The organism is Lysinibacillus sp. TE18511 (genome assembly GCF_054062295.1).
The window spans coordinates 1-21,129 of sequence record NZ_JBSSFD010000056.1; the positions used below are offsets into that span (position 1 = coordinate 1).

The window sequence follows — 21,129 nt, forward strand, 5'->3', positions numbered from 1 at the left end:
AACATTCGAATTCACGGAACACTAGGCTATTTAACACCAGTGGAATTCAAGCAACAGCCCCTATAATTTTTGTCCAGTTTAGTGTTGACATACCATTCTTTTCCATTTATCAGTTCTTTATATGCCTTTTGAACCTTTCCATACTCTTTCATAAATTTTTTATTTTTCTTATTAGTTAAGAGTACTTTTATTATGGAATAGGCAAAACTGAAAATATTATGCGCTTTTTTTAAACGGTTTTTGTCCTTTTTCGCATCGCCCAAAATAATACCAATAACCTTATTGTCTTTTTCTGCTACTTTGCTAAATGAGCTTTCTAAAATACAACCGTGTAGATAGATGTTTAATACTGAATCTAAAAATTTCTTATCCTTAATAAATTCATTGAAACCAAATGCTTCACCAATCAATTCTTTAACCGCTTCATAATCTTCTTTAACTAGACTTCTGTATATTACTTTATCCATATTTAAAAACTCCCTGTTACATAAGTAAATTTGTTTAGTATTTCTTATAAATACCTTATTATGATCATAAGGTCTCCCCTAAGAGGAGAGTCAACGATTCTGTAAGAAAAAATATAAAGGAAGTGATGATGGTGCAACACTTATTTTCTATTGGGGAAGTTTCGAAAATGAAGGACATTACAATAAAAGCTTTACGCTATTATCATAAAATGGGGATTCTTATTCCAAAATATATTGATGAAACAACAGGCTATAGATACTATTCTATAGATCAATTTATTCATATAGATATAATAAAAAGCTGTAGAGAATTAAAAACAAGCATCGCCGAACTTCAAGAAATTTTTAAGAACTGTAATACTGATGAATTACTGGCATTTTTACAATTAAAAAAATATGAAGCTGAAGAACAAATAAAGAAAATGCAGGAAGTCATCAAAACCATTGATCGTTTAAATATAAAGGTAGAGACTTCTAAAGATATTTTAATTAATGATGACATATCTATTCAGTTCTTTGAACAGCGTTCTGCAGTTGTAGCACCATGTAAAGAAGTAGGAAGTTTACAGGAGTTACTATATTATTCAGACTTAGAGAAGAGCATTCAAGATAAAGGCGGAAAAATGTCACTTGAAAGAGGGATCCTCTACAACGTTAATGCAGAGTCGACTGTAATACCAATGTATGTTTTTAGTAGACTTCAAGGAGATGCTACTTTAGAAGCTGAACAAAATATAAAACATTACCAAAAGGAAAGTACTTAACGATAGCTTATAGTAAAGAAAATGAAGAGGAGCGTAGAAATAAAATAATTAAATTTGTAAAAGAGAATAATTTAAAAGTAAGAAGCTTCATTGAAGTAGAGTTATATAACGACTTCTTTAATACAGAATCTTATAGTTGTCAAATTCAAATATTTATAGAAAATAACGAAACAGTTGATTGTTAGGATAATTCACAGGAGATGGCAGCAACTATTGGTATTAGTGAATTTACTTTACAAGATTATGTTCGTTCTGCCATTCCCATTCGCAAACTGATGCATTCAATCGTGTCCAAGGAGTAACCCATACCTGATTTTGCGCAAAAGTAATAAAGTAGTGTTTGATAAAGCAAAAAGAGATTTAGATCACCTAAATCTCTTTTTTGATATCTTATGATAGTAATCTACTTCAATAATGATGATCTATAAAATAATTCTTTTTTCAGTTTGAGCATCAAAATAATGAGCTTTTTCCATATTCAACATAAGGTCCATCTTTGATTGGCTTTGCACATCGGTTGAGGAGTCAACACGTGCAACGAAAGATTGACCATCATGATTCGAATAGAGATATGTTTCCGAACCCATTAATTCTGCCACTTCAATATGGACTGTTACCTTCGTTTGATGTGGTAAGTCTTCAGATGTTTGACTAACAGAGAAGTCTTCTGGTCGTATACCTAAGATGATTTCTTTATTCATATACCCGTTATTTCTAAAGCACTCTAGCTTCTCTTCTGGCACCTGAAGATTCCAATCTCCAACAATAAAAGCACTTTCCGTTAATGTACCTTTGAAAAAATTCATTCCAGGAGAGCCAATAAAACCTCCTACAAATACGTTCGCTGGTCTATCATAAACTTCTTTAGGTGTACCCACTTGTTGGATGATGCCGTCCTTTAACACAACAATACGTGAAGCCATCGTCATCGCTTCGATTTGATCGTGCGTAACATAGATCGTTGTTGTTTGCAATTGGTGGTGTAATTTTGAAATTTCAGCACGCATTTGAACACGAAGCTTTGCATCTAAGTTTGACAACGGCTCATCCATTAAAAAAACTTTTGCATTTCGAACAATCGCACGTCCTAATGCCACACGCTGACGTTGTCCACCTGAAAGAGCTTTTGGCTTTCTCTCCAAATATTCCTCAAGCCCAAGGATTTCCGCTGCATGTTTTACACGTTCTTCAATCTCTTTTTTGCTATACTTTCTAAGTTTTAAACCGAATGCCATATTTTCGAAAACCGTCATATGTGGATAAAGAGCGTAATTTTGGAAGACCATTGCGATATCTCGATCTTTAGGTGCAACATCATTCATCCGTTGTCCATCAATATAAAAGTTTCCATCTGTAATCTCTTCAAGACCTGCAATCATACGTAATGTCGTCGATTTCCCACAACCTGAAGGTCCTACAAAAACGATAAATTCTCCATCCTGCACTTCTAGGTTAAAATCTTTTACGATTGTTGTATCATTATCATATTTTTTATAAATATGTTCGAATAATAGCTGAGCCATCATTGCCTCCTAATATTGTGATTTTCAAGTGAAGATTAGCTCATTACCATAATGTTGGGTTGATTGCCGTTCCGGCTGGGCGCTTTGTAGCTGACGCTTCGCTTTCGCTACAGATAAAACATTTGCCGCTGACGCTTCGCTTTCGCGCAGAGCAGAGCTTCCTGGGGGCGTCCGATGAGCCGCTTGGGGCAACAGGATGTTGGTCACGAAGGCGTTATCACAGGACGTGATGGTTTTAGCCTTCGTTCCTCTGCCTGCTCGCTGCAGGGTCCCGGGGCAACAAATGTTTTCTGTGCGAAAGCGTAGTGCAAACGCAGCGTCAGCAACAGGATGTTGGTCACGAAGGCGTTATCACAGGACGTGATGCTTTTAGCCTTCGTTCCTCTATCGCTGATCCCCAAGGAGTCGCCCAGCCTCCACTCCAATCAACTTATAGACATTGCATATGTTTCAACAAATATGATTCCTAATTTTTGGTGATGAGATTAAAAATTGACGTTATCTACAATACTTATCTCTAAGCGCTATTGCATGTTTAATCGATTGTTCAGCACCTTGAATTTGTTTTTCAATCAGCTCTTCTAAATGTTCTTCAGCAGGATAATAATAATTTTCTGGCTCGATAACATTTCGATCAAATGGAGGATCCTCTACTTTAAACGCACCTTCTCCTACTTCAAATATACCTCCAGTACCTTTTTCCCTTTTAAACTGAGCTACATATGGATAGCACATTTCAATATTAATTCTTGTTAACGGAGAATGCTCCACCATAATTTTAAAGATTTCATCTAAATCAATATTCCCTTGCCCTGCTGGAACACCGCACACTTTATAACCATCTTTTGCTTCGATGATAATATGATCTTTAAAGTGGGTTGTATACGTATACGGAGCAAGCTTTCTTGCTGCTTCTACCGGGTCTTCCCATGCCATCATTGAATTTCCAAAATCACAATGAGCGCCTACCCAATAGCTGTTTACTTCATTGACAATCTGAATAATTTCGTCAGCTATTTCTTCCTCGTGGTTTTCAACAGCAAGTTTAATTCGATATTTTTTTAGAAGTGGCACAACTTTTTTTATATTATTTGGCGCTTGATCTAGTAACTCTTTATCATATTTCCCTGGACAGCAATACGTCCGAATCACATCTGCCCCAATTTTATGTGCTACTTCGATAATCTCTGATAAATGGTTAGGTTCTGTTCCTCTTGCGTCAATCTCAGCGTATAATCCATATTTTTCGATTTCCTGACGTACCTTCTGTAAATGATCCAGTTCAGCGCCACCAAGAGCTCCCCACTTAGGATGTAAATATTTATCGCCAGGATAAGCAATGACATTAATCATGACGCCATCTAAACCGTGTTCTGCTGTTGTTCTAATAAAATCAAAAATATCCATTCGACCATTTTGAAAAAGTAAGTGATAGGTTTCCGTTTCTAAGCCTAATTTCATCCGTTTCACCTTCTGTGTAATAAAATTTTTGAATTTCAGACAATAACCCAATACATTTACTAAGGGGGTGATTAAAGTACTCCTAATCCCTTACTATTTTGCTGTCTTTCTAGAAAATTTAGCTTCAGCCCATTGTCTAGCTTTTTCACTTTTAGAGGTGGGACACTTCTGTAGCTGACGCTTTGCTTTCGCTACAAAGACCATTTGCTGAAAGAAGTTAAAATAGTCATTGTTTTTAGGTAGATTGACCTCGCTCGTTTGTTAACAATGTGCTATAAAATCTTTTGAATATCTTTCACACTATCTATAATATAATCCGCTTTTCCTTCAAGATCTTCCTTCCTACATGCACCAGAAAGAACTCCAGCAACTTCAATATTACTATTTCGTGCAAATCGAATGTCAGTTAATGTGTCACCTACCATTAAAACTTCTTCATCATTCAGTAGAAATTTATCTTTGAACATATGATAACAATCACTAGAAGGTTTAGGTTTATTGATTCCATCTTCAGCACTTAAAAAATCTATATACTCGTAAAGCCTAGTCATTTTAAGCGAATGAACCGCTGCATCAATATCATCTGCTGTCACAATACCGATAATGTACTCACGATCTTTTAAATATTTGAGTGTTTCTTGTGCACCTTGTACTTCTGTAAATACGAGGTCATCTGATGTTGAATGCTTTTTGAATGATGCACAAACATCATGTATAAATTCCCCTTTTTTTATATTCTTTTCTTCTAATAGTGAATACCATGCCGCTGCAATATAGGAATTCGTTTGACTAGCTAGTAAGCTCGTACTCTCAAAATCATTATTGTCCATTCCAATAATCTGCAAGTATTCATTTCGTTTGTTCTTTTCATTCGGATACTTTTGAAATACGTCATGAAGTACACAATCAACGATTTTATACCAAACCGAATCGAGCTGTATTAATGTGCCATCCTTATCGAAAATGATTCCTTTTTTCATTTTTTTGCCTCCTCTAACTTAAAGCCTATTATTTTGTTCTTTCTGTAAGACAAAAAAGGTACTTCTTCCATTCAAAAGAGAAGCACCACCATTTCTCTTCGAAAAGTTTTATTTATTTACTTTGTCTAATTCTTGCTGGGCAATTGTTGCTGCTTCATCTAATGCTTCCTTAGCAGAGATCCCTTCGATTTCTACTTTATCTTTCGCTATATCTAGTGCATCATAGATTTTTCCGCCTGTTGGATCAATAAATGGTGAAACTCCATATTCATTCGCTTGCTCTAACGGAACTAACGCCTGTGGTTGTTTTTTTACGAATTCTGCATAAGGCTCATAATCAGTGACATTGTTTTGAACTGGGATATAGCCTGTTTCCATTGACCATTCAGCTGTTTTTTCAGTAGTTGTCGCAAATTTCATAAACTCATATGCACCTTGTGCTACTTCTGGATCAATATTTCTAGTTAATGTGAAAAAATAAGCTTCTAATTTCGGTGCTGGCTTATGATCACCCCAGCCTGGTTGCGGAACTGCTCCAAACGTAGCCAGTCTTTCTGCCTCATCCATCCCTTCACCTAACGATTTATAGACAAATCCTTGGTCACCAGATGAACCTGTATATCCTAACGTTTTACCTTCAACAAAATCAATAATTGTGTTATCCCAATATTCCCATCCAGTACCACCTGTATGAATGTTCATGATTTTATCTTCATGAAGCCATGTGCGGTATTTCTCCCATACCTTTACCCATGTTTCATCGTTAATTAAAACTTTTGTTCCGTCTTCACTTACTACATTTCCTCCAGCACTTCGAACCGAATCAATTAGATTTGTCGTACCCCAAATTGGCATCCACCCTGCATATTGAACGTTGCCATTTTCATCACGTTTTGATACTTTTTCAGCTACCTTCTCTAGCCCTTCCCATGTCTTTAAGTCATCCGTACTAAAGCCATTTTCCTCTAATACTTTTTTATTATAATAAAGAATCTGAGTTGTACCATATAGAGGTATTCCATATAATTTCTCATTTACTGTTGCTTGACTAACAAAACCTTTACCATAATCGTCTATTTTTAATTCTTTATCATTGTTAATAAATTCATCGATTGGTACAACTAGCTCTTTGTTAATATAGTTTTGAATAACGTCTGAACCTAGTAAAGCAATGGCTTCTTGATTGTTTGCCGCAAATCCACTTTGAAGCTTTTGATAAGACTCATCGTAGTTGCCTGCTTTTGTCGTTTTTACAACGTACTTGTCCTGACTTTCATTGAATTCCATCACAATCTTATCTAAACGATCCGCAAGGGACCCCCCAACTCCGTTAATAAATGGGACAACGATTTTTTCCCCTTCTTTCGTTACCTTAACTGTATTTCCTTCTCCTCTAGAACAACCTGCTAGTACACTTACAAATAATGATACAACCATAAAAAGCGTTAATAATTTCTTCATCATGAAATGCCCTCCTTTAAAATTAGTTAACCTTTTATTCCAGAATCAGAAACACCTGAGAGGAACCATTTTTGTAATACTAAAAATACAAGTAAAAGTGGGACTGTAGCGATTGTACTTGCAACCATAATGTGTGACCAATCCCTACCTAAGGAGCTATTAATGAAATAATCAGCAATCCCATTTGTGATTAATTTTTTATCGTTATCTTTTAATACTAGCGCTGGCCAAATATAGTTATTATAGTTTTCTATAAATGTCACTAAACCTAGTGTCACAAATGATGAACGTGTCACCGGAAAGACAATCTTCCAAAGAATTTTCCAATCACTAGCTCCATCAATTTTGGCTGCTTCTACAATTTCATAACCAACTTTAAGGAACGCTTGTCTTAAATAAAAAATCCCAAATACACTAACTGCTAAAGAAATAATGTATCCGAAATGGGTATTAAGAATTCCCATTTTTGCTAACATCACATAAACAGGAACATACGATACAGCACCTGGAATCATATATGTTGCCATGACAACGCCAAACGTTAATTCTTTCCCTTTAAATTTATAAAATGCCAACATATAAGCAAAGAGCGCTGACGAAATAAGAACATAGATTGTAATCAGCAAAGAAGTATAGAAACTGTTAAAGATATACGTGTGAAAAGGAATGATTTCTAATACTTCAGAATAATTTTCCCAATGAAATTCTTTAGGCCAAAAACTACCTTGTAGTACTTCACTGGATGTTTTAAACGAACTAAGGATCATCCATATAAAAGGAAAGACAAACAAGATACTTGATACAGCTAAAAAGAGATGCTTGAAAATCAATGGCGTCTTTTTTCGATTACTCATGTCTTAATAATTCACCCACTTGTCACCTATTATCTTGTTTAAGAACGATAGTAGGATTGTAATAATTAATATGATAAATGCGATGGCTGTCGCTGATCCCATATCAAATTGTTCAAACGCTTGTTCAAAGAATAAATAGAGTAATGTTCTTGTCGAACCACTCGGCCCACCTTGTGTTAAGATTTTAATTTGATCGTATGCTTGCAGCGATACAATTGTATTCACAGCAATTAAGAAAAAAGTTGTTGGTGAAACCATTGGGAGTGTGACATGTCGAAACTTTTGCCATGCATTTGCTCCATCGATACTCGCCGCTTCATATAAGCTATCAGGTACTTTCTCTAATGCACCAATATAGAAAATCATTGTCCATCCAACTAGTTTCCAAACCGTTACAATAATAACTGCTAGCATTGCGGTTTCACTGCTCTTAAGCCATTCCAAACCTGGTATTCCTACTAAACCTAACAGCTTATTGATAACACCTAGTTCCGGTTCATATAGAAGTGACCATACAATCGATACAGCTACTGTTGGTGTTACCCATGGTGAAAAAATCATCAATTTATAAATGGCAGAGCCTTTGAAATTTTTTCTAAAGAACAGAGCAAAACCTAATCCTAATACAGTTGTTGGAATAACTGTCCCAAATCCAAAATAAAGAGTGTTTAGCAATGCCTGCTTAAATGATGACTGGGTAAACAAATTGAAATAGTTATCTAAACCAACAAAATGAAAATCATTTGTCATGAAATCCCAGTCTGTAAAACTAATACCTAAACTAAACAAATTCGGAATAATCCAAAAGAGTATAAGAGGTATTCCAACCGGTAATAAAAAGAACGCAGCCTTTGAAAATTTTATTTGCATTCAGTGTCACCTCCTGTTTCACATTGTAAAGCCAAATTATTAATCAGATGTTGTACTTTTATTAACATGTTGTAAAAATAAACATATAAACAAAGTAAAACAACACAAAAACCAATTTTTATCATAAAAAAACTATTTCTCGTTTTCATTGAGAAATAGTTTGATTGATTATTAGGTGTAGTTTTGTAATAAATTTTGATTATTTATAAAACCGTTGTTGCACTACCGATCAGTTGTAAGTGAGGTTAATCGAAAAATTTAGAGACGCACACTATTTCTTCAGTAGGCGTCAGTGTCGCTTCGGCAATGCTCTTGTTACTGTTAGCCAAGTATTTCTTAATCAAGTGGTAACCAATAGTATAACCTGCATTCCCTGATAAACCAACTGGACTATACCCCTGTCTCTTAGCAACCTCATCACCAAACATATAAGCTGATACTTCTCCAAAACCTTTCGTCTTTCGTCCTTCTTTTATCACTTCGATTGAGTACGCCATCTCTTCTTGATCAAAATCTTCAATCCAAGGTCCTATCAATTCTTTCCCATACATTTCTTCAGCAAAACATTCAGCTAAACCTTCCAATACTAAATATTCTTCTACAGTCACGTCACCATGATTAAATGGTTCAAATGTAAAACGAACATTATGATTAAACTCGTGAGCTAAAGCGGATTTTAATCGTTTCTTATTAAAATCATTAGGAACAGCCATTAGCAAAATATATCCCGGTATTCCACCAAAACCTGAATATCCTTTATTTACTTTCATTTCTTGACTATCTTCATCCCCTAAAAGAATAGTTATGTCGATTTTTTCTAGTGGAATAGAATAACCGATCTTTTCAAATTCATCGATTCCTTTTGAGATCACTTCCTGATATTCATCAAAAATTCTAGATTCTATAAGCTCTGGCAGATTATCCTCAACTTGTTGAATAGATTTTCTAGGAGTCCAAATCCCTAACATCTCTGATGCCATAACAACATCGTATCCATTAGGTTGCGTTGCTTTTAGCGGTACACTTAAATAATCCCACATTGTTTTCATTGGTTGCATCAATTCATAGCGGAATGAATTCTCATTAACATTTCCTAGTAAACATTTTTCATAGAAATCTAAGCTATTGATTAAATTGATTCTTACTTTTCCCATGATATCACCCCCTTTTCTAAAAGCTTAATCCTTTACGCAACGTCAATGTAAAGCTTTTAATGTTTACTATTGCATTCCATGTACTTAGTCCGTTTCTTAATCATTCAACAAAAATATGCTTACTTTAATAATCTTCTTCTAACTCTGCAGCCTTGTCGATTGTGGTGATCTATTGATTCAGAAAGGGTTTTTCTCGCTAAAAATTTTATGGTATGATGTTCAGGTTGTGTATCTACTCTATGACACATTTACATACATCTAAGAAAAGAGGTATTTATGCACCCCATAAAATTATCCAAGCGACATTGGTTGCTCATTTTAACACTTTCTTTATTAACATTTGTTCTCGGGACAAGTGAATTTGTTATTGTCGGAATTTTAACAGATATTTCTTCGAGCCTTCATATGACAAATGCAAAAGCAGGCACACTCGTTTCCGCGTTTGCCATTACGTTTGCCATCGCCACACCCCTAGTGATGTCAGCAACAAGTCATTTGCCAAAGCGTAAATGGATGTTGTTTTTGATAGGATCTTTCATCGTCCTGAATGCTTTGTGCGTCATTTCGACGAGCTACATCATGCTCCTTGTACTTCGAATTATGACAGCGATTGTAACAGGAGTATTAATCTCTCTAGCCATGATTGTTGCAAGTGAAACCATGCCGATTAAAAAACGCGGACTTGCGATATCTTTCGTTTTTGGTGGTTTCACACTTGCAAATGTCGTTGGCGTGCCAATTGGTATTGTTATCGCCGAACGGTACGGCTGGAATGCCACTTTCATATTAACCACTTTCCTAGGAGGATTGGCGTTTTTGGCATCCTTTTTTGTCTTACCTAATGGTCTCAGCCAAGAACGCAGCTCGATACGGGATCAGTTTTCTTTAATGGCCAAGCCACGAATTTTGATGGCTTTTTTCATTCCTGCTCTCGGATTTGGCGCAACTTATGCCGTCTTTACTTACCTTGTTCCTATCTTAAAGGGAATGGGAGCACCCGATCATTCAATTAGTTTAATCTTATTTGCATACGGGTTTATCTCGATTTTCAGTAATATCCTTGCTGGTAAAATTGCCAGCCATAATCCAATCGGTCGCCTTCGGTTTGTTTTTCTCGTGCAGGCAGTTGTTCTGACAAGTTTATTTTGGACAACAAATCATTTTATTTTAGGACTGGTAAACATTGGCTTAATGTCGTTAATGGCCATCCTCTTAACAACATCTACTCAGCTATATTTAATAGACCTCGCCGGAATTTATCAGCCAAATGCTACAGGACTCGCGGCTTCACTTATGCCAGTGGCAAGCAATGTAGGCATCGCTTTTGGTTCTGCATTAGGCGGAATTGTATACCATCAAGGGAATTTGATGAATGTAACATGGGTCGGTGGAATAGTTGCAGTCTGTGCAAGTTTACTAACTTTCTTTTGTCATCTTTTAGACCAAAAACAAAAGAAATCAGCCTAAAAATGAGCTGATTTCTCTTGATTCATCTGACTAACACTAATCCGATTGTTAAATTTTATATCCCTCAAGAGACCTCCCCGAGTAAGTGCTACCACTTTCCTCTCATGCAACTGCCAGATTTACTGTGTGAGACTCGGGGAGTATTAAACTTTGTATTGTGATGAAACTCGTCCATCCCAATTCAGCCTTATATCTGATTTTTGGTCGTCAATCCGAGATTTGGCGTCCTACTTCCTTCAAATTCCACTTCACCATGGACACCCTTGACTATCGTAACAGTTCATACTGCCAAGCTTGTATTGGCCTTTCAGCACCGAGTTGTTGTGCATGGCGGGTACGCATCTTTGCTCTAAAAATCACTATATTTCAGGGTCGATATAATCCCTAAATTTATTGTGATAATAGTCTAAGTACAGAAACATTCATTGCGTACTATAAATTTAACACTGTTTTTAAGGAGGGTCTGTTGTGCCTGGAAAAAAAGGAAAAAAAGGTTCGGGTAGTCATTCGTCTACAGGAAGTAAATCTTCTGGTAGTACCTCTTCTGGAAGTACTTCTTCTGGTAGTACTTCCTCTGGTAGTACTTCTTCTGGAAGTAAATCTTCTGGAAGCAAATCTTCTGGTAGTAAATCTTCTGGAAGTAAATCTTCTGGAAGTAAATCTTCTGGAAGCAAATCTTCTGGTAGTAAATCTTCTGGAAGCAAATCTTCTGGAAGCAAATCTTCTGGTAGTAAATCTTCTGGTAGTACTTCCTCTGGTAGTACTTCTAACTAAAGTACATTTACCAGAAACAATTGTAAACGTAACAGGTGAAATGCCTCCATTAATCACTATCCAAAAGGTTAGTGGGGCATTTACTCCTTAATCAAAGCTATTTCTTTTTTCTACTAGGGTTAGAGTATATACATTTGATATCTGATAGAGTACATAAGGGAGGTGAGTATATGTCAAACATTCTACCCTCGTATTTTTTAATGATTGAGGAAGATGAATTAAATGATTTAAGGAAAAAATTATCAAAAGATGACCCTGTTTCCGCCAAGTTGTTGGTAGATAGCATTACCTACAATATTAAGATTGCCTATCGTGGAGACTATACACGAAAATTCCGTAAAAGATCCTATATGATAGATTTCGATGATGCTGAAAAATTCTTAGGAGTACGTAGAATTCACCTCAATGCAGAATACAAAGACCCCTCCCTAATTCGCAATAAGCTTTCCCTTGACTTCTTTCAAGACCTCGAAGTCCTTTCACCAGATAGTCAACATATCAATTTTTATAGAAATGGCTCATTTAAAGGTGTCTACTTGCACTTGGAATCAGTTGATGATTTATTTTTAGAAAAGCGGGGGCTTCCCACCGGTCCCATTTACTACGCGATCAACAATGATGCAAATTTCTCATACGTGTGTGATGACAAACCCAAAAAATCACTTTTGTCGGGCTATAAACGAGTGTGTGGCGCTTCATCAGACGATATCTTTCTTCATGATTTGATTACAACCATAAATACTACAATTCCATCTAATTTCCCAGATGAAATCTCCCAGAAAATTAATATTAATCAATATTTCCGCTGGCTCGCTGGAGCAGTTTGTACAATGAATAACGACGGTTTTACACACAATTATGCCCTCTACCGTAATAGTGACACTGGCTTATTCGAAATACTTCCATGGGACTACGATGCAACTTGGGGGCGGAAAGTAAATGGTGGGATCATGGATCATACGTATGTCCCAATTGAAGGTAAATCAGGAAACTATCTTAACTATGTTCTATTGCAAGTGCCCGAATTCCGAAAACTCTACAAAGAAACATTAGAAGAAATCCTTGAAACTATGTTTACAGTTGACTATATGGAAGACAAAGTATTACCACTACATCAATATATACGTCCCCAAATCCTCCTTGATCCTTATAAAAAAAAGAAGATTGATATTTTTGATAATGAACCAGAATTAATTTTCCAATTCATTCGAGAACGCAATGATTATTTAAAAAATCAACTCTCGAATTTAGTGTAAAAATCTGATCATTAATGTTTTTTTGATTAGAGAGAAATAGGGATCGGAGAAAGGAGTTACTGCTTTGGAACCTATCTGTATAAAAGATACCGGGAAATATGGTAGAGGTTTATTTGCTACACGTGATATTAAAAAAGATGAACTTATTGAGGTATCACCAGTGATAGTATTACCTAAAGAGGATTGGAAATATTTGAAAAAGACTTCCCTTCTTTATTATAGTTTTTATTGGGGAAAAAATGATACAGCCATCGCACTTGGATTTGGTTCACTTTTTAATCATTCATACACCCCAAATATTAATTTTGAAAATAATAAAGAAAATATATCAATTGACTTTTATGCACTACATGATATTTCGATGGGCGAACAATTAACGATTAATTACAATGGTGATCTTGAAGATAAATCTCCGTTATGGTTTGATGTAATCGGATAAACATCTTACCTTCATGAATAATTGTTTTGCTTTCAAAAATAATGGTAACACCAGAATATAAGGTTTGCTATGCTCGCCAATAGATAGTCAGATTTTAAAAAAAATCTATCTATTGGGAGTATTTTTTATGGGGAAATTTTTAATTGAACAAAAACTTGAGATTATTCAGTGCGACGAAAAACCCCATCTAACCACATTAAGATCCCTTCTCCTCGTTTTTTAATGCCCTCTTTTTCTCCTTCACTTCAATTTTGTAGTCTAAATCAAATTCTTTCTCAATAATTTCTAGTAATTCTCTGTTTCGTTTTCTTTCAATATTCGTCGAATTGTCTTGTAAGGTGCCATAATCTTAGGGAAACCATTAGATCTGATTGGATCATTGCTTCTCTAATAAAAATTCGCCATTTTCCATTGACAGAAAATTCAAATTTGATATATACTTTTTGGTATTACCACTGTATTTAATTTGTATTACCAAAAAACAAAGGAGACGAGGATTTGAACGAAAAAGAACGCTCCTCAGATAAAATTGAGAATGAATTAATTAGATCTATATTGGCTGGTGTTTATTCTATAGGAAGTACTTTACCGCCGGAAAGAGAGCTTGCAAAAGAATTTGGGGTTGGTCGTCCAACTATTCGGGAGGCACTTCAACGTTTAGGAAGGAGTGGATGGATAACAGGGAGAAAAGGAATGCCTGCGATTGTAAATGATTATTGGCGCAATGGGAATCTATCGACACTTGTTAATATTGTTGAGAATCATCATACCATGACAGATGAATTCGTCATGTACTTATTAGAATTAAGAAGTTCTTTGACTCCGACTTATATTCGTAATGCTGTTACGTTTAATCAACCGAAAGTGGTTGCTCTCCTTGCCAATCTAGAGCAGCTTGAAGATTGTGCAGAAAGCTACGCAGCATTTGATTGGGATTTGCAAAAAAGGTGCGCTGGCCTGGCTGCCAATCCAATCTTTCTACTTATTTTAAATAGCTTCGATTCCATTTATATAGATATGGCGAAGAGATTTTTTTCTGTAAAAGATCATCGTGAGTTGTCCTTCAACTATTACCACGAGTTATTAAAAGCTGCATTAAAGGGAGATGCAATGGAGGCGGAAAGGTTAACTACGACAACAATGGCGAAAAGCTTGGCTCTCTGGAAAGATAGAAAAAAATAAAGAATGCTGGAGGCGTGATCAATGAAAATGAAATATATGAAAGAATATTTTTCCTACCCTGATATATTAATCATGAGCTGTCTATACCTCATTAGCTTCGGATATATGATTCTACATTTAACCTCTTTCGGAATTTTGGGTGCTTTTATTCTGGGCATGATTATGTATTCCTTAGCTGAGTATGTTACACACAGGTTTCTTTTTCATCTGAAACCACCAAAGAATGCTTTTTTGTTAAAAATGCTTAAGCGCTTACATTATGACCACCATTCAAGTCCGAATGAATTACATTTATTATTTTTACCCTTATGGTATAGTGTGCCAAACATTGTAATTGTAGCAGCCATTTTTTATTTTCTATCATCTAGCTTTGTCATGACAAACGCATTTATTGCAGGTATCATGCTCTTTTTATTATTTTATGAGTGGAAGCATTATATCGCCCATCGCCCTATACAGCCAATATCTCCATGGGGGCGTTGGATGAAAAAGGTTCATTTATGGCATCATTTCAAAAATGAAAATTACTGGTATGGTGTTACGAATCCTGCCTATGATTTTCTCATGGGTACCTTTAAAAACCAAAAGGATGTTGACCAAAGTAAAACTGCTAAAAATCTAGAGAAACGTGGTTGACCAGAAAATCGAATTATAAAAAATATACCTTCTGCAATATTCGGTCCTATTCTGTCTATATGATAAAAATCCAATCATCGTTATTTGATGATTGGATTTTGGTCCTTTTTAATGATACGTTCTTCGTAAAATCTACTAGTCTTCTAACATTTCAATCATTTTTGTATAGCCCATCTCCTTGGCATATTCAAGTGCTGTCTTACCTGAATTGTCACGAAGTTCTTTATTCGCATTGTGTGCTAATAATTCTTGTACAATTTGCTGATATACCACTGAACCGTCAGTTAATGCTACCGCTTCAATTAATGCTGTATAGCCAAATTTATTTTGATGATCGATATCCGCTTTCCCATCAAGTAAAAGTAGCTTCACATTGTTTAAATGTCCTTTTTCTGCTGCAGGTATTAAGGCATTGCCTCCATAGCGATTAACAATATTTTGATTTGGCTCCGCATGCTCAATCATATACTTTAAAATCTCTGTTTTTCCTTGCGCACCTGCATACAGATAGGCACTATCCTGAATATGATCTTGTTGATTAATATCGGCTCCCACTTCAATTAAAAGTTTTGCCACCTCAATATAGTTTTCATGAGTAGCAATTAATAAAGGCGTTTCCCCTTTATCATTCGTTTCATTAATTGGATATGATGGATCCTGCAAAATTTCTTGTACTTTTTCTAAATCATTGTTTTCAACTGCTTGAATAAGATTATCTGATTGTGGCTTCATATTCTCTTCCTCCCCCTTATCATTACACCCGGTCAATATGAATAATGTGCTTACTACAATGATAATAAAATATTTCATGTAATACCCTCCTTTCACAAGGAGATGTTTCAACTATTAAAGCGATATCCACTGCCCCAAATTGTATCAATTGGCAGTTCTGATAGTTTTCCCTTTTTTAACTTATCTCGAATGCGACCTACATGAACAACAACTGTAAAAACATCTCCATCTAAATCATCCATATACCATAATTGACGGAAAAGCTGCTCCTTTGTCCAAACACGATTCGGATGCTCCATAAAGAACACGAGTAAATCAAATTCCTTCGTTGTAAAAATAACTTCCTGACCTAAAACGAATACTTTTCGTGCAGCCTTATCAACTATAATATTTTTAATCTCTAAATAATCCTGTGTTTGTCCAGTACTTGTTAGTTGCCTATAACGCTTACTATGAGCTTGTACACGTGCGACGAACTCACTCGGACTAAATGGTTTCGTTATATAATCATACGCACCTAAGCCAAGCCCTCTTATCTTATCAATATCTTCTTTTTTTGCAGATACTATTATAAGTGGAATATTTTTCTTTTCACGAATGCGTCGGCAAATTTCAAAACCGTTCATCGAAGGGAGCATTAAATCAACAACAATTAAATCAAAAGGCTCAGTTAATGCTCGATTCAACCCCTCAAAACCGTCCGTTACAATTTCCGCCTCTATTTCATGAATTTCTAAATAATCTCTCTGTAATTCTGCAATGCTAATATCATCTTCAATGATTAAAATTCGTGTTGGCAGTGCATGCCGTTAATATTGTGACTGAACTAAAAATAGCGAGTGTTGCGAATTTTAATTTGTTATTCATAAGATATTCTCTCCCTTATCATTTGCTTAAACTTAATTATAAGGCCCAGTACTAAACTGCATATATCGCAAATATAAACAAAATATAAATTCGAGAAAAAACGCATAATGCGCTAAACATTATGCGTTCGTATAGGTTAAATTTAACGATAAATAAGAAGGCGTAAGTTGTTCCATTTTAGGGTACTTCTCAAAAATCAGCTTATAAAAAGGCAAAACTCGCCACTATAATTGGCGAGTTTTTTTGTTATTTATTCAGTTTTTCATAACGAAGCATAGCGAGTTGACCTAACTTTTCAACTTTGGTTAACCTATATTTTTGAGTAATATCATCCCCATTATAAAGGGAGATTCCAGTTCCCAAAATAATAGGTGCAATGGCTAGTTGGAATTCATCAATTAAATTTTCCTTAAAAAACTCGCGGGCTAAGTTTCCTCCACCAATTAACCATATATCTTTACCAGGCTGTTGTTTTATATTGTTAATGAAAGTTTCTACATCTTCATTAATAAATGAAGCATATTCATCTGAACCGCTAACAGAATTAGAAAACACATAGTTTGTATAATCACTATAAGGATAATCCATTTCAAATCCACGAATGATATCATATGTTCCCTTTCCCATAACAACAGTATCAATTCTTTTTAGAAGGGAATTGTACCCGGAATCACCTTCTACTTCCGTAGACTCCAACCACTCTAATGTTCCATCATCTTTTGCAATATAGCCATCTATTGAAGTACCTATATATAAAATAACGTTACGTCTTTTTTCCATATAAATCCCTATTCCTTTGTTTCAGTAGATAAAATTAAGTATACCTGTTACTTATTAAGACTACACGACTCTTTTAAAAAAGCGCACTTATTTTTGATACGGTTCACCGTAACATGTGTAAGTGCGGTTTTTAATCTCTAATTCTATGCTAATTTTAAATTATATCTTTTCGCGCTTATAATTAAAAATGAAGGTCGACGAAATTCTCTATTTCTATTAAGACTTGGTAAATTACACACTGCTTCTTTAGTTGGTATTGGCTCAATTAAGTCGCCGCTGCTGAGGAAGCAGCGGCTTGGTCAGCCTTTACACAATCAATTGCGACAACGAGCGCAATAATGATAGCTTCCATCTCTTCATTCAATATTTGTACCTTGTAGCTATCACCCCAAGTGAACCACTCCTTGTTCACTTTACCGACGACTTCACCATGCTGTAAGATTTGAAAATCCATATCCCACCAGTTACCTTCTACCTCAATGCCTGCCGCATCAATTGTATAGCGCGCTTTAAAGAAAGAAAACTCCTTCTTAATCGTTAACACCTCTTGACCGTTTACTTCAACAAAAAAAATCGGTAAAAAGCTGAACACCTTTTTCGTAATAAGCGCGACCTCATCTCTTGCTGCATTCATAATGGAGAACGTTTTTGGAATTTGCATAAAACTGCCCTCCACGAAATAAACGTCCTTCTCCTGCTGATCCATTACCGTAAATTTTCCACTTAAACTGAATACCTTCTGCTTTATATAAAGTTGCTTCATACTACGCCTCCTTTTTAATAGCATATTACTAAAACCGTTTTTATCATAGATAATAATCACAGAAGTGGGTTATATATGTATAATATTTAATGAAATTTGCCTAGGAGAAATATATTTTCTTTATATATATTCACCTTATAAATAACTCTCTTACTTGTAACATGGAAATAAAGCCTATTCAAGACTGCTATATCTTAAATAGGCTTATTGTTTTTTTACAGAGAAAACGCACTTACTTATGATACGATTCCCCGTAATGTATCTAAATGAGATTCGGTACATTTTCTTTTAAAACCAATTCGCTGATTAACTCGCTGGGATGTAAAAACTATAGGCTCTGTTAAACACAATGGTTGATTTTATTAGAATCCATTGAAAAGCTAGTTTCGTCTCTTCTTTTAAAATCAACACAAGCTCCAAGATCATGATAAACAATCAAATACACAGAGTATTATAATATTAAAAAAAGTATAAGTTAAAATAGTAAGTAAAGAATTTATTGAATTTAATCCATCAAGTACTTGTTTAACTTCAATATTTTTCGACCAATCTTTACTCCTCAAGGTGAATCATATTTACCATTCCTACAAATTGAACCTTCTTTGGCTTTCTAATATGGGCTTCCTTTACTGCTGGTTAAACAAAGTACTATTCCGGATGGCGGTGTTTGGGGAGATGCTGGACAGCTTGTTTCTTTCACTCCACTTATCTGGTTTTCAAATACTACAACAGTAGATGACTTTTTTGATAGCGTACAATGGTACGAATCCTTACAAAACTGGACAGGACAAGTTCGAAGTGGTTTCTTCATTCAGATACAACCTGAATACAAATATAATGGTGGTAAATAAGCAACGAAAAAAAGAAGACTTTGAGAAATGAAGTTCAAAGTCTCCTTAGAATATCAGCATGCTATCTAGTTCTTATTGAAAAGTAGCCAAAGGTTTGTCCTCTATGCTTATTTCAATTTAACCCCTTAACCCCTGTAGAAATCTCTTACTTTACTAGACCGTGTGGGTCGATGACGAATTTTCTGGCAGCCCCTTGATCAAAATCTTGATATGCCTTTGGAGCTTCTTCTAATGATATTACTGTAGCATTAACAGCTTTCGCAATTTGAGCTCTTCCACTCAAAATTGCCGCCATTAAATCGCGATGATATTTCATAACAGGTGTTTGACCAGTTACAAAAGTATGTGCTTTAGCCCATCCTAAGCCAAGACGAATTTTTAACGTACCAATTTTTGCATCCTCATCAATTCCACCAGGGTCCCCGGTTACGTAAAGACCCGGTATACCTAAACGTCCTCCAGCACGTGTTATTTGCATAATAGAATTTAAAACAGTAGCAGGTGCTTCAATTGCATTAGCTCCATGTGCAGATGCTTCAAATCCTACACAATCTACAGCACAATCTACTTCAGGTGCTCCAAGTATTTGGTCGATTTGCTCTCCTAGGTTTGAATGATTTCGTAAATTAACTGTTTCGCAACCAAAGCTTTTAGCTTGAGCTAACCTTTCTTCATTTAAATCTCCTACAATTACTACAGCAGCTCCTAGTAACTGAGCTGAATGAGCAGCAGCGAGACCAACTGGACCTGCACCTGCTATATACACAGTTGATCCCGGTTTCACACCTGCACTTACGGCACCATGATATCCAGTTGGAAATATATCTGAAAGCATTGTTAAATCTCTAATTTTCTCCATTGCTTGGTCTTTATCAGGAAATTTTAATAATTGGAAGTCGGCATATGGCACCATTACATACTCAGATTGTCCTCCAACCCATCCGCCCATATCTACATAACCATATGCTGAACCAGGACGATCTGGATTTACATTCTCACAAATATGAGTATCCCGCTCCTTACAGCTACGGCACCGACCGCAAGCTATATTAAATGGAACAGAAACTAAATCACCTTTTTTAATAAATTCAACATCTCGGCCTACTTCAATCACTTCTCCTGTAATTTCGTGGCCTAGAACTAATCCTGTCGGAGCTGTAGTTCTCCCCCTCACCATATGCTGATCGCTTCCACAAATATTAGTTGTTACTACCTTTAAAATAACACCATGATCACATTTACGTCCTACATTAAGTGGATTTACCCCTGGTCCATCTCGTAAAACCAAATCTGGAAAACCAATATCATGCACTTCTACTTTTCCGGAGCCCATATAGGCCACAGCTCTATTTCCAAACACTTGCAATTCCTCCCCTATATCATAAATTCATACAATCTATATATATGGCCACTTCGTCCTAATCATTACTATGAAAAATAATATTCGTTCGTTCAAATTATTCATTTCTTGTTTAACGAAATGGCTCTATCTCTCACGTCTATTTCTCTACTTTACAATTGAATTCATCCATTTCAATTAAGTAGAGATTTTTTTCCTTGCAAACTGCATATGAACTAAAAGAAGAGAGTTAGTCCATAAAGAACTGACTCTCTTCTTTTAGTTCATACTATTAGGTCTATTTTTTCTATTTAATCAACGCTCCATTAAATGAATAGAATCTCACTTACTTAGTTTAAAATCTTCAAATCAGTATAAATATCGAACCCAAGCCTGAACCGCTCCTAATGAAACGTAAGCCCGTAATCAAATAACGCATATAAACAACCAGGCACCTCCGGTACGATGATAAATGTATCAAATTAGAGGAGGTGCTTCTTTATGTCAAC

19 protein-coding genes and 4 pseudogenes are annotated in these 21,129 nt (G+C 35.5%); 6 read left to right on the top strand and 17 right to left on the bottom strand.

What is annotated here, in order from left to right; genetic code table 11:
* Positions 1 to 95: 95 nt before the first annotated feature.
* Positions 96 to 467: pseudogene (locus ACVWXS_RS23860) on the bottom strand (GNAT family N-acetyltransferase); the annotation flags it as partial.
* A gap of 125 nt (positions 468 to 592) precedes the next feature.
* On the opposite strand from ACVWXS_RS23860, the pseudogene ACVWXS_RS23865 reads away from it, so the two are divergent.
* Positions 593 to 1,416, top strand: a pseudogene (locus ACVWXS_RS23865) (MerR family transcriptional regulator).
* A gap of 237 nt (positions 1,417 to 1,653) precedes the next feature.
* Here the strand turns inward: ACVWXS_RS23865 and ACVWXS_RS23870 are convergent.
* The 9 genes from ACVWXS_RS23870 to ACVWXS_RS23910 all read right to left on the bottom strand — a co-directional run bounded on the left by ACVWXS_RS23870 (position 1,654) and on the right by ACVWXS_RS23910 (position 9,534).
* Positions 1,654 to 2,754, bottom strand: a complete 1,101-nt coding sequence (locus ACVWXS_RS23870) for an ABC transporter ATP-binding protein (protein ID WP_456960422.1) — start codon at positions 2,752 to 2,754, stop codon at positions 1,654 to 1,656.
* 24 nt (positions 2,755 to 2,778) lie between these two features.
* A complete protein-coding gene (locus ACVWXS_RS23875) occupies positions 2,779 to 2,961 on the bottom strand; it encodes a hypothetical protein (RefSeq protein ID WP_456960423.1) in 183 nt (60 codons plus the stop codon).
* Positions 2,958 to 3,179 carry a hypothetical protein gene (locus tag ACVWXS_RS23880; RefSeq protein WP_456960424.1) on the bottom strand — a complete coding sequence of 74 codons (222 nt, stop codon included), beginning with the start codon at positions 3,177 to 3,179 and terminating at the stop codon, positions 2,958 to 2,960. The genes ACVWXS_RS23875 and ACVWXS_RS23880 overlap by 4 nt, the downstream gene beginning before the upstream one ends.
* A gap of 73 nt (positions 3,180 to 3,252) precedes the next feature.
* Positions 3,253 to 4,215, bottom strand: coding sequence for a sugar phosphate isomerase/epimerase family protein (locus ACVWXS_RS23885; RefSeq protein WP_456960425.1), 963 nt, complete (start codon positions 4,213 to 4,215; stop codon positions 3,253 to 3,255).
* 272 nt (positions 4,216 to 4,487) lie between these two features.
* On the bottom strand, positions 4,488 to 5,195 hold the full coding sequence (locus ACVWXS_RS23890) for an HAD family hydrolase (protein ID WP_456960426.1): 708 nt from the start codon (positions 5,193 to 5,195) through the stop codon (positions 4,488 to 4,490).
* Between the two features lie 108 nt (positions 5,196 to 5,303).
* A complete protein-coding gene (locus ACVWXS_RS23895) occupies positions 5,304 to 6,656 on the bottom strand; it encodes an ABC transporter substrate-binding protein (RefSeq protein ID WP_456960438.1) in 1,353 nt (450 codons plus the stop codon).
* Between the two features lie 26 nt (positions 6,657 to 6,682).
* Positions 6,683 to 7,510 (bottom strand): carbohydrate ABC transporter permease, encoded by an 828-nt coding sequence (locus ACVWXS_RS23900; RefSeq protein WP_068986278.1) that lies wholly within the window; start codon positions 7,508 to 7,510, stop codon positions 6,683 to 6,685.
* 3 nt (positions 7,511 to 7,513) lie between these two features.
* Complete coding sequence (locus ACVWXS_RS23905; RefSeq protein ID WP_456960427.1) at positions 7,514 to 8,380, bottom strand: carbohydrate ABC transporter permease; 867 nt, start codon at positions 8,378 to 8,380, stop codon at positions 7,514 to 7,516.
* Positions 8,381 to 8,625: 245 nt separating this feature from the next.
* The gene (locus ACVWXS_RS23910) at positions 8,626 to 9,534 is read right to left on the bottom strand and encodes a DUF2268 domain-containing protein (protein WP_456960428.1); all 909 of its coding nucleotides are present in this window, start codon (positions 9,532 to 9,534) and stop codon (positions 8,626 to 8,628) included.
* Positions 9,535 to 9,810: 276 nt separating this feature from the next.
* On the opposite strand from ACVWXS_RS23910, the gene ACVWXS_RS23915 reads away from it, so the two are divergent.
* Positions 9,811 to 11,001: an MFS transporter gene (locus ACVWXS_RS23915; RefSeq protein WP_456960429.1), complete on the top strand. Its 1,191-nt coding sequence runs from the start codon at positions 9,811 to 9,813 to the stop codon at positions 10,999 to 11,001.
* Between the two features lie 503 nt (positions 11,002 to 11,504).
* On the opposite strand, the gene ACVWXS_RS23920 is transcribed toward ACVWXS_RS23915, so the two are convergent.
* Positions 11,505 to 11,720: a hypothetical protein gene (locus tag ACVWXS_RS23920; RefSeq protein WP_456960430.1), complete on the bottom strand. Its 216-nt coding sequence runs from the start codon at positions 11,718 to 11,720 to the stop codon at positions 11,505 to 11,507.
* Between the two features lie 225 nt (positions 11,721 to 11,945).
* On the opposite strand from ACVWXS_RS23920, the gene ACVWXS_RS23925 reads away from it, so the two are divergent.
* Positions 11,946 to 13,031: a CotH kinase family protein gene (locus tag ACVWXS_RS23925; RefSeq protein WP_456960431.1), complete on the top strand. Its 1,086-nt coding sequence runs from the start codon at positions 11,946 to 11,948 to the stop codon at positions 13,029 to 13,031.
* A gap of 64 nt (positions 13,032 to 13,095) precedes the next feature.
* The gene (locus tag ACVWXS_RS23930) at positions 13,096 to 13,470 is read left to right on the top strand and encodes an SET domain-containing protein (RefSeq protein ID WP_456960432.1); all 375 of its coding nucleotides are present in this window, start codon (positions 13,096 to 13,098) and stop codon (positions 13,468 to 13,470) included.
* 238 nt (positions 13,471 to 13,708) lie between these two features.
* On the opposite strand, the pseudogene ACVWXS_RS23935 reads toward ACVWXS_RS23930, so the two are convergent.
* Positions 13,709 to 13,865, bottom strand: a pseudogene (locus ACVWXS_RS23935) (radical SAM protein); the annotation flags it as partial.
* A 103-nt stretch (positions 13,866 to 13,968) separates the two neighbouring features.
* On the opposite strand from ACVWXS_RS23935, the gene ACVWXS_RS23940 reads away from it, so the two are divergent.
* The gene (locus tag ACVWXS_RS23940) at positions 13,969 to 14,652 is read left to right on the top strand and encodes a GntR family transcriptional regulator (RefSeq protein ID WP_456960433.1); all 684 of its coding nucleotides are present in this window, start codon (positions 13,969 to 13,971) and stop codon (positions 14,650 to 14,652) included.
* Positions 14,653 to 14,673: 21 nt separating this feature from the next.
* Positions 14,674 to 15,307, top strand: a pseudogene (locus ACVWXS_RS23945) (sterol desaturase family protein).
* A 116-nt stretch (positions 15,308 to 15,423) separates the two neighbouring features.
* Here ACVWXS_RS23945 and ACVWXS_RS23950 read toward each other — a convergent pair.
* The 5 genes from ACVWXS_RS23950 to fdhA all read right to left on the bottom strand — a co-directional run bounded on the left by ACVWXS_RS23950 (position 15,424) and on the right by fdhA (position 20,641).
* The gene (locus tag ACVWXS_RS23950) at positions 15,424 to 16,098 is read right to left on the bottom strand and encodes an ankyrin repeat domain-containing protein (protein WP_456960434.1); all 675 of its coding nucleotides are present in this window, start codon (positions 16,096 to 16,098) and stop codon (positions 15,424 to 15,426) included.
* Positions 16,099 to 16,127: 29 nt separating this feature from the next.
* A complete protein-coding gene (locus ACVWXS_RS23955) occupies positions 16,128 to 16,820 on the bottom strand; it encodes a response regulator transcription factor (protein ID WP_456960439.1) in 693 nt (230 codons plus the stop codon).
* 313 nt (positions 16,821 to 17,133) lie between these two features.
* Positions 17,134 to 17,667, bottom strand: a complete 534-nt coding sequence (locus ACVWXS_RS23960) for a dihydrofolate reductase family protein (RefSeq protein WP_456960435.1) — start codon at positions 17,665 to 17,667, stop codon at positions 17,134 to 17,136.
* Between the two features lie 265 nt (positions 17,668 to 17,932).
* The gene (locus ACVWXS_RS23965; RefSeq protein WP_456960436.1) at positions 17,933 to 18,430 is read right to left on the bottom strand and encodes an LURP-one-related/scramblase family protein; all 498 of its coding nucleotides are present in this window, start codon (positions 18,428 to 18,430) and stop codon (positions 17,933 to 17,935) included.
* 996 nt (positions 18,431 to 19,426) lie between these two features.
* Complete coding sequence (fdhA, locus tag ACVWXS_RS23970; RefSeq protein WP_456960437.1) at positions 19,427 to 20,641, bottom strand: formaldehyde dehydrogenase, glutathione-independent; 1,215 nt, start codon at positions 20,639 to 20,641, stop codon at positions 19,427 to 19,429.
* Positions 20,642 to 21,129 lie beyond the last annotated feature (488 nt).